1 protein-coding gene is annotated in these 2528 nt (G+C 54.7%); it reads left to right on the top strand.

Annotated elements, in window-relative coordinates; genetic code table 11:
- Nucleotides 1–38: 38 nt before the first annotated feature.
- Nucleotides 39–2528, top strand: a 2490-nt coding sequence (locus tag B3F49_RS04815) for a beta-mannosidase (protein ID WP_293891346.1), incomplete at its 3' end; no start/stop codon positions are given.

Below are 2528 nucleotides of genomic sequence, written 5' to 3'. Positions count from 1 at the left end.
CTCCGTGTGCTATACTCAGCCATCGGAGGTCGTCTTTCATGCTTACACTCGATATCAATGGAGTCTGGAATCTGCAGCCGCTACACAGGGAAAACATCGCACCTTATACCAAATATTTCCAACATCAGGCCCATATACCTTGCACCCTGCCAGGCGATATTCACTCAGCCCTGCTGGAAAGCTCGGTCATCAGCGATCCCTATATCGGAACACAGGAACTGGATATCCAGTGGGTCGGCCGCAATGATTGGGTGCTTGAGCGAACATTCCTGGTATCAGAGGAGATGCTCGCCGACAGAAGTGCTGTCCTCACCTTGACCATGGCCGACACCATCATCAGTGTATGGGTGAACGGCAAGCAGGTCGGCAGCTGCGACAATCAGTTCAGGCGCTGGCGTTTTGATGTCAGTGAAGCACTGACAATCGGGGAAAACTCCATCAAATTGGTCTTTACCAGTGCAGAGTCCCATGCCCTCGCACTGGCTGAGAAGCTTCCCTACCCCATACCCTACTCGGTGTATCCGGTATCAGCCAAGCATCGGAACCTTGTTCGAAAAACCCAGTGCCACAGCGGCTGGGATTGGGGTCCATGCATCTTGAGCTTCGGCATCTACGAACCGATCCAGCTCGCTTTCGTCGACGAAGGAATCATCGAGAGCATCACCTGTACTACCAACCTCCTTGGCGACGACAGCTGGAATTTGGTTGTCGATGTAGTTTTCAATGCAAAAAAAGCACTCAGCCTGCCTTGCAGTGCAACCTGCGGCAGCGCCTCACAAGAGGGAACCATCGAGACCCACGTCGGTCTGAATAGAATCACCTTCCGTCTTGTCTGCAACAAGGTACACCCATGGTGGCCCAACGGCGAGGGCAAGGCTGTATTGTATCCTCTGCAGCTTGCCATCGGCGCTCAGAAAGCAACCAAGCGCATCGGCTTCAGAACCTTGGAGGTCAAAACAGAGGAAGATGCAGAAGGCGGAAAGGGCATGGTTTTCTCGGTGAACGGCCGGGACATCTTTGCAAAAGGTGCCAACTGGATTCCCCTGGACGCCTTCATGGGCCGGCTCACGCGTGAACGCTACGATCAGCTGCTGCAGTATGCCATCGATGCAAACATGAACATGTTGCGCGTCTGGGGAGGCGGCCTGTACGAAAAGGAGGACTTCTACGAGCTCTGTGACGAGAAGGGCATCCTGGTGTGGCAGGACTGCATGTTCAGTTGCTCCATGTATCCTTCCGATCCGGCTTTCCTTGCAAATGTCGAAGCCGAGCTGCGCTATCAGGTGCCCCGCCTGCACGACCACCCGAGCCTGGCATTGTGGTGCGGCAACAACGAGGACCTGGGAGCCATCAGCTGGTACGAGGAATCGTGCAGGAACCGTGACCGCTACGTCGTCGATTACGATCGCCTCAACGAGGGTGTGGTCGGCAAAGTCATCAAGGAACTCGATCCAAGCCGCACCTGGTGGCCCAGCAGCCCCTCGGCCGGAGAAGGGGATTTCTCCGACAACTGGCACAGCGACAAACGAGGCGACATGCACTTCTGGTCGGTCTGGCATGAAGGCAAAAGCTTTGAGGAGTACTACTCGATCAAGCCGCGCTTTGTCAGCGAATTCGGCTACCAGAGCTTCCCCTCCCTGTCCACAGTCGCCACCTATGCCCAAAAGTCCATGTGGAATCTGACCAGCGTAGAAATGGAACACCACCAGAAGAATCCACGAGGCAACTCAATCATCATCGAAAACTTCAGCCGCTACTACCGCTTTCCTTCCAGCTTTGAACAGATGCTCTATCTGAGTCAGGTCCAGCAGGCTGCAGCCATGAAGATGGCCATCGAGTACTACAGGACCACCATGCCCCGTTGCATGGGGACGCTGTACTGGCAGCTCAATGACAACTGGCCTGTCGCTTCCTGGTCATCAATCGACTATACCGGCAAGTGGAAGCTGCTGCACTATGCCGCAAAGCGTTTCTACGCTCCCGTCCTGCCGATCGCATATCATAAGGAGGACGGCAAAGTCGAGGTCTACATCGTCAACGACGGGCCGAAGGCCGTCGAAGATGCCAAGCTCTCGGTGAAGTTCTGTACCTTTGATGCACAGAAGCTGGGCAAGCAGGAGTACCGCCTCACCATCGAACCGAAGAGCAGCACCCATATGTGCACCATCGACTTGAAAAGGAATCATAAGCTGGACCGCAGGAAAACCTTCATCTACATCAAGCTCAAGAGTGACGACCTGTACATCGAGAACTGCCTGCTGTTGGATAAACCGAAGGCATGTGAACTGCTTGACCCGCAGTTGCAGACCCAGGTGGAGAAAGTAAGCGGAGGGTTCGCCGTTACGGTAAGCTGCACCTACCCCGCTTTTGAAGTAGCCCTCGACGCCCAGGACCTGAAGGGAGTTTTCAGCGACAACCTCTTTGCAATCCGGCCTACCGCCCAAAAGGTGGTCGTCTTCAAGACCCAGGAGAAAATCACCCTGAAGCAGTTCAGGGAGAAGCTCAAGGTTTTCGACTTGTACAACAGC

This window comes from Sphaerochaeta sp. UBA5836 (assembly GCF_002432845.1).
GTDB lineage: Bacteria > Spirochaetota > Spirochaetia > Sphaerochaetales > Sphaerochaetaceae > Sphaerochaeta.
Note: the sequence above shows the minus strand (reverse complement) of the source record. Positions and strands in the feature narration are given on the sequence as shown.